A 6,435-nucleotide genomic window follows, 5' to 3' on the forward strand; every position below is an offset into this window, starting at 1 on the left:
CCCGCCGTACCCACATCGGGTGCGGCGGGCGCGGAAGTACGGGCGCGGAGATCCTGGCGCGAAAGTACGGGCGGTAAGCCGCGCGTCAGCCCTGGCGGGCCAGGTCCGCGGCGCCCACCAGGCCCGCCTCGCCGCCCAGTTGGGCCGCGAGCACCTGGGCATGCGGACGCCACTCGCCGCCGATCAGCCAGCGCCGGAAGGACTTCCGGATCGGGTCGAGGACCAGCTCGCCCTCGTCGGAGACACCGCCGCCGACGATGAACGCGGACGGATCGAAGAGCGAGGCCAGATCGGCGAGACCGGCGCCGGCCCAACGGGCCAGTTCACGGAAGGAGTCGATGGCCACCGGGTCGCCGGCGCGGGCCGCGGAGCTGATGTGCCGGCCTTCTATGCCGTCCGCGGTGCCGTCGCCGAGACCGAGCAGGATCTCCGCGTTCTCGGGCGTCGCGTTGGCGCGCTGGCGCGCGTACCGGACGAGGGCGCGCCCGGACGCGTACTGCTCCCAGCATCCCTGGCTGCCGCAGCCGCAGAGCAGACCGTCCGGCACCACCCGGATATGACCGAACTCGGCCGCCACACCGAAGCGGCCACGGCGCAGCTTGTTGCCGATGATGATGCCGCCGCCGAGCCCGGTGCCGAGCGTGATGCAGATGACGTCGTCATGGCCCTGTCCGGCGCCGAACTTGTACTCGCCCCACGCGGCGGCGTTGGCGTCGTTCTCCACGACGACCGGCAGGCCGACCCGCTGCTCGACCTTGTCCTTGAGCGGTTCATGGCGCCAGTTGATATTGGGCGCGAAGAGGACGGTGGCGCGCTTGTCGTCCACATATCCGGCGGCACCGATACCGACCGCCTCGATCTGGTGTCCCTCGCCGGCGCCGGAGACCGCGGCGCAGATCGCGTCCACGATGCCCTCGGCGGTCGGCGGGGTGGGCACCTTGTGCGTCTCCAGGATGGTGCCCTCTTCGTCGACCACGCCCGCCGCGATCTTCGTGCCGCCGATGTCGACGCCGATGGTGAGTCCCATGTGTCCCTCAGTTTTCGGTCGAGCCCCGCTGTGGTCAACCGTACCCGAGGGCGGGCGCCCGAAGGTCAGTCCAGGTCGATATGACCGCTCGGACCAGGTCCTTCGTCCCTGGGGTCCGTGGGGTCGTCGGACTTCTTCGTGTCGTACGGGACGTCTGTGCCGAGCGAGGACGGGTCCGGCGCGGACGGCGCGGAGGAGGAGTCCCGGGTCCAGCGGCCCTCCTGGCTCTCGACCGCCGAGCGGTACGCGGCGAGCAGTTCGTTGCCCGCCGCGGCGAGATGGTCGAAGACTCCGGGATTGCGCTCGATGACCGGCTCGACGACCGCCTTGGCCTGGTTGATGAACTGCTGTACGGCGCCCTGCGCGGCCATGCCGAACAGCGGTCCCGGCAGCGACGAGACCTTGTCCGCGACGGCATCGACCAGCTTGCGCAGCTCTTCGGAGGCGGAGACGGGCGGCGGGCCGTAGGTCTCGCGGCGGCGGGCCTTCTCCGCCTCCAGATCCTCGGCGCATGCCGCCGCCCAGGCGTCCGAGTCGGTGGCGGGGCGCTCGGTGGCATCGCTCATGGAGACTCCTGCGTCAGAGGCAGAGGCCTTCCGCCAAGGGCAGCGGAAGGAGTGCTTACCTTCGACGGTACCCGAACGGCCACGGGCCTTCAGTGCCCGCGCGGCCACAGCGCGGGGTCCGGCGTGAATCTCACCCGGAGCACACTGTCGGTGAGGGCCGCGCCGGTCACCGTGCAGCGGCGCAGCGCGGACGGCAGCGGCACGATACGGCGGAACGGGCCGACGGTGAGCAGAAGTTCGTCGTCCCTGCGGACCAGGGACAGTTCGCTCTTGACCGCTCCGGGCAGCGGCACACACCAGACGAGCAGATTGTCCTCCGCGAGCCGGTCCTCGACCGGCCAGCGCTCGGCCACCGCCGGCCCCGGCTCGTCCAGTCCGTCCGCGAGCCCGGTGGCCAGGCCCGCTCCCCCGGCCTCGCCTTCGCCGGAGCCCGAGCCCGAGCCCGAACCCAGAAACGCCAGGTCGTCCGGGCCCTGCGGATCCCGCCCGAGATGTCCCACCGGATACAGCGGCGCCTCGGGCGCCCACTCCTCGTACCACTCGTCCAGACACTTGCGCTGCTGCGCCACGAGCGTCGCGAGCCAGGGTCCCGCCGCGTCGCCGGGCAGGATCCGGTTCGGTACGAGCGTGTCGACGCGCAGCCCGTACAGGGCCAGTCCGGTACGGGCGGTGCGCAGGGCCTCCGCCGCCGCGGGCCCCGGCTCCACGACCAGCCGTACGGTCGTTCTCGGGTCCTGGACGACGGACTGAACGACGGCCAGCTCCGCGTCCCGCCGGTCGGCCATCTCGTACAGCCACTGCGCGGGCATCGGTACGCCGGCGAGCTGGGCCATCATCGGGCGCAGCGCGCGGGCGGCCTGGCGCTCGCGCGGCAGCAGTCGGCGCAGATAGCGGCGGAGCTGCTCGGGCAGGGCCAGTACGGCCAGTGCCTGCCGCAGCGGCGGCAGATCCACGACCAGCACGTCCCAGTCGCCCTCGACGGCCCGGCGCACCGCGTGGAGCAGGGCGAACTGCTCGCTGCCGGGCAGCTCGGTGAGTTCCTCGCCGGCCAGTCTGCGGGCGCCGAGCAGATCGAGTGCGGTGGCGGCCCGCTCCTGGAGGGCGAGCAGTTCCGTACGGAAGTGTTCACCGGAGTCGATACGGGCGGCCCACAGGCCGTCGCCCGTCCCGGTGGGCCCGGCGCCCACCGGTATGCCGAGCAGATCGTCGAGCGGATCGGCGGAGAGCAGCAGAACGCGTCCGCCGCGCCGGGCGGCGGCGCGCGCGGTGGCCGCGGCGATGGTGGTACGGCCCGCCCCGCCGGGGCCGGTGACCAGGACCGTACGCATCGGGGTCAGGCTCCGGGTGCGGATTCGACGCGCTTCTTCAGGCCCGCGAGCGCGCGGTCGATGATGACCTTCTCCGCCTTGCGCTTGATCATGCCGAGCATCGGGATCTTGACGTCGACGGTCAGCCGGTAGGTGACCTCCGTGCGGTCGCCGCCGCCGAGAGGTACCAGCAGATACGAGCCGTCCAGGGCGCGCAGCATCTGGGACTTCACCAGCGTCCAGCTCACCTCGTTGCCACCGGTCCAGGTGTAGGCGAGGGTGTGGTCGTCCTTGATCGCTCCGGCGTCCAGCACCAGCCTGACCTGCTGGGCGCGCCCGCGGTCGTCGGTGGCCAGCACCTCGGCCTCCTTCACCTCGCCGGTCCACTCCGGATAGCGGGCGAAGTCGGCGATCACGCCCATGACATCGGCCGGTGCCGCCTCGATCGTGATGCTCGAACTGGTGTGTTCCGCCATCGCCGTGCTCCTCCGGTACTGGGTACGCGGTGTGCAGGCTATCGCGAGTGCGCCGGTCACCATTCCAGGGCCCAGGGCCGTCCTGTCGCGGCGAAGTGACCGACATTCACACACTCCGTGGAGCCGATCCGCATCCGCCGGGCGAGCGGCTGATGGACATGGCCGAACAGGGCGTACCGGGGCTTCGTACGGCGGATGGCCTCCAGCAGGGCGCGGCTGCCGCGTTCGAACCTGCGCGGGACGGTGTCATAGGTCAACTCGGGCACATCGGGCGGGATGTGCGAGCACAGGACGTCCACCTCGCCGAGAGCCTCGACCTTGGCGGCGTACTCCTCGTCGGAGATCTCGTACGGAGTGCGCATGGGGGTACGCAGCCCGCCGCCGACGAAACCGAAGACCCGGCCGCCCAGTTCCACCCGCTCGCCGTCGAGAACGGTGGTGCCGGGCCGCGCGTACTCGGGCCAGAGTGTCGGGATGTCGACATTGCCGTAGGTGGCGTACGTCGGCGTGGGCAGGGCGGCGAACATCTCGGCGTACTGACGGCGCACCGCTCCCTCGATGGCGGCGGCGGGATCGATGTCCAGCCGGGACCAGAGCTCCCGTCCCAGGTCACGGGCCTCGTCGAAGCGGCGGGCGGTACGCAGCTCCACGATCCGGTCGGCGTACTCGACACCGAAGAGATCGGGAAAGATACCGCGCGAGTGGTCCGCGTAGTCCAGGAAGAGCACGAGGTCACCGAGGCAGATCAAGGCATCGGCGCCGTCGCAGGCCGTCCGCAGGCCCTGGGTGTTCCCATGCACATCACTGATCACATTGACTCGCATACCTGCCATGCCGATCACCCTAGAACGGGCTTCTCCCACCCGATAGAGGGGGCCGGACCTGCGGTTCCTTCCGTCGTGTCAGAGGTGTGGACTACTGTGCGCGCAGTACCGTCCATCACGTGTGACGCAGGGAACATCTGGCCGGGACCCTCTATGCGTACGCCAGTACCGATGGGTAACGTCCGGGCAGTCCAGTCGTGCTCGCCCCACCGAGCATCTGCCCCGGTCTTGGACCGCGACCGGCGCGTCGCACGGAGCCGTGGCGTCGGCGCCCGATGAGGAGCAGCAGTCTTGCGCGAGTTCAGCCTTCCGGCCCTGTACGAGGTCCCCGCGGACGGCAATCTGACGGATCTCATCCGCCGCAATGCCGCACAGCATCCCGATGTCGCGGTCCTGGGCCGCAAGGTGGCGGGCGCCTGGACCGATGTCACCGCCACCCAGTTCCTGGCCGAGGTACGGGCCGCCGCCAAGGGCCTGATCGCCGCCGGTATCCGGCCGGGCGACCGCGTCGCGCTGATGTCCCGTACGCGCTTCGAGTGGGTGCAGCTCGACTTCGCGATCTGGACCGCCGGCGCGGTGACCGTACCGGTGTACGAGACCAGCTCGGCGGAGCAGGTCCAGTGGATCCTCGGCGACTCGGGCGCGGTCGCGGTGATCGTGGAGAGCGACGCGCACTACACGGCGGTGGAGTCGGTCCAGCACACGCTGCCGGACCTCCGGGCGGTCTGGCAGATCGACCGCGGCGGCGTCGAAGAGCTGACCACAGCGGGCGCGGATGTCCCGGAGGCAGTGGTCGACGAACGCGCGTCGGCCGCGAAGGCCGACGATCCGGCGACCATCGTCTACACCTCGGGCACCACCGGCCGGCCCAAGGGCTGTGTCCTCACCCACCGCGCCTTCTTCGCGGAGTGCGGAAACGCGGTGGAGCGGCTCAGGCCTCTCTTCCGTACGGGCGAGTGCTCCGTGCTGCTCTTCCTTCCGGCCGCGCATGTCTTCGGACGGCTGGTCGAGGTGGCGGCCGTGATGGCGCCGATCAAACTCGGCTGCGTACCGGACATCAAGAATCTGACGGAGGAGCTGGCCACCTTCCGGCCGACGCTGATCCTCGGCGTACCGCGAGTCTTCGAGAAGGTCTACAACTCGGCACGCGCCACGGCGCAGGCGGCGGGCAAGGGCGCGATCTTCGACCGGGCAGCGCACACGGCGATCGCCTACAGCCGAGCCCTGTCCACCCCGCGCGGCCCGTCCCTCGGCCTGCGGATCCGCCACAAGCTCTTCGACCGGCTCGTCTACCGCAAGCTACGCGCGGTGCTCGGCGGACGCGGCGAGTACGCCATCTCCGGCGGCGCGCCTCTGGGCGAACGCCTGGGCCACTTCTACCGAGGCATCGGCTTCACCGTCCTGGAAGGCTACGGACTCACCGAATCCTGCGCGGCCACCGCCTTCAACCCGTGGGACCGCCAGAAGATCGGCACGGTGGGACAGCCTCTGCCCGGCTCAGTGATCCGTATCGCCGACGACGGCGAGGTCCTCCTCCACGGCGAACACCTCTTCACCGGCTACTGGAACAACCCGCAGGCAACCGCCGAAGCCCTGGCCGACGGCTGGTTCCACACCGGTGACATCGGCACCCTGGACGAGGACGGCTACCTCACCATCACGGGCCGCAAGAAGGAAATCCTCATCACCGCAGGCGGAAAAAACGTCGCGCCCGCGGTCATCGAGGACCGCATCCGCGCCCACGCTCTCATCTCCGAATGCATGGTCGTCGGCGACGGCCGCCCGTTCGTGGGCGCGTTGATCACCTTGGACGAGGAATTCCTGACCCGCTGGGCGGCAGAACACAACAAACCGTCCAACTCAACGGCGGCAACACTCCGCCTGGACCCAGAACTACTGGCCGAGGTACAGCGAGCGGTGGACGAAGGAAACAGCGCCGTCTCCAAAGCCGAATCGGTCCGCAAATTCCGCATCCTCACAACCCAGTTCACGGAAGAGGGCGGCCACATCACGCCGTCGCTCAAGCTCAAGCGGAACGTGGTGGCGAAGGACTTCGCGGACGACATCGAGGCGCTGTACCAGACCTGAGCGAAAGCTAGAGCAACAACCGCAGCTCAGACGCCAGTTCGTCCCACCGCCACCGCTCCTCCACCCACTCCCGTCCCCGCTCCCCCATCCGCGCCCGCAGCTCCGCGTCCAGCAGCAGCGCCACGATCCGCTCCGCCGACTCCGCCG

At 70.1% G+C, this 6,435-nt stretch carries 6 protein-coding genes and 1 pseudogene; 1 reads left to right on the forward strand and 6 read right to left on the reverse strand.

Features of this window, described 5'->3' with window-relative positions; genetic code table 11:
* Positions 1 to 85 precede the first annotated feature (85 nt).
* The 5 genes from GA0115259_RS29065 to GA0115259_RS29085 form a co-directional block, all read right to left on the reverse strand.
* Positions 86 to 1,027, reverse strand: coding sequence for an ROK family glucokinase (locus GA0115259_RS29065; protein ID WP_066953974.1), 942 nt, complete (start codon positions 1,025 to 1,027; stop codon positions 86 to 88).
* A 65-nt stretch (positions 1,028 to 1,092) separates the two neighbouring features.
* Positions 1,093 to 1,593, reverse strand: coding sequence for a DUF5304 domain-containing protein (locus tag GA0115259_RS29070; protein ID WP_093602529.1), 501 nt, complete (start codon positions 1,591 to 1,593; stop codon positions 1,093 to 1,095).
* An 89-nt stretch (positions 1,594 to 1,682) separates the two neighbouring features.
* Entirely contained in the window at positions 1,683 to 2,921 is a 1,239-nt protein-coding gene (locus GA0115259_RS29075; protein WP_093602531.1) for an ArsA family ATPase, read from the reverse strand.
* Positions 2,922 to 2,926: 5 nt separating this feature from the next.
* Positions 2,927 to 3,376: an SRPBCC family protein gene (locus tag GA0115259_RS29080; RefSeq protein WP_093602533.1), complete on the reverse strand. Its 450-nt coding sequence runs from the start codon at positions 3,374 to 3,376 to the stop codon at positions 2,927 to 2,929.
* 56 nt (positions 3,377 to 3,432) lie between these two features.
* Positions 3,433 to 4,200, reverse strand: a complete 768-nt coding sequence (locus GA0115259_RS29085) for a metallophosphoesterase family protein (protein ID WP_093602537.1) — start codon at positions 4,198 to 4,200, stop codon at positions 3,433 to 3,435.
* A gap of 291 nt (positions 4,201 to 4,491) precedes the next feature.
* Here GA0115259_RS29085 and GA0115259_RS29090 point away from each other — a divergent pair, with 291 nt between their 5' ends.
* Positions 4,492 to 6,288 carry an AMP-dependent synthetase/ligase gene (locus GA0115259_RS29090; RefSeq protein WP_093602535.1) on the forward strand — a complete coding sequence of 599 codons (1,797 nt, stop codon included), beginning with the start codon at positions 4,492 to 4,494 and terminating at the stop codon, positions 6,286 to 6,288.
* Positions 6,289 to 6,295: 7 nt separating this feature from the next.
* Here GA0115259_RS29090 and GA0115259_RS39285 read toward each other — a convergent pair.
* A pseudogene (locus GA0115259_RS39285) lies at positions 6,296 to 6,435 on the reverse strand (glycosyltransferase); the annotation flags it as partial.

This window comes from Streptomyces sp. MnatMP-M17, assembly GCF_900091995.1.
Taxonomy (GTDB): domain Bacteria; phylum Actinomycetota; class Actinomycetes; order Streptomycetales; family Streptomycetaceae; genus Streptomyces.

Coding starts and splice junctions, on each gene's coding strand:
- GA0115259_RS29070 (WP_093602529.1), bottom strand. CDS start 1,593: ATGAGCGATGCCACCGAGCGCCCCGCCACCGACTCGGACGCCTGGGCG.
- GA0115259_RS29085 (WP_093602537.1), bottom strand. CDS start 4,200: ATGCGAGTCAATGTGATCAGTGATGTGCATGGGAACACCCAGGGCCTG.
- GA0115259_RS29065 (WP_066953974.1), bottom strand. CDS start 1,027: ATGGGACTCACCATCGGCGTCGACATCGGCGGCACGAAGATCGCGGCG.
- GA0115259_RS29080 (WP_093602533.1), bottom strand. CDS start 3,376: ATGGCGGAACACACCAGTTCGAGCATCACGATCGAGGCGGCACCGGCC.
- GA0115259_RS29075 (WP_093602531.1), bottom strand. CDS start 2,921: ATGCGTACGGTCCTGGTCACCGGCCCCGGCGGGGCGGGCCGTACCACC.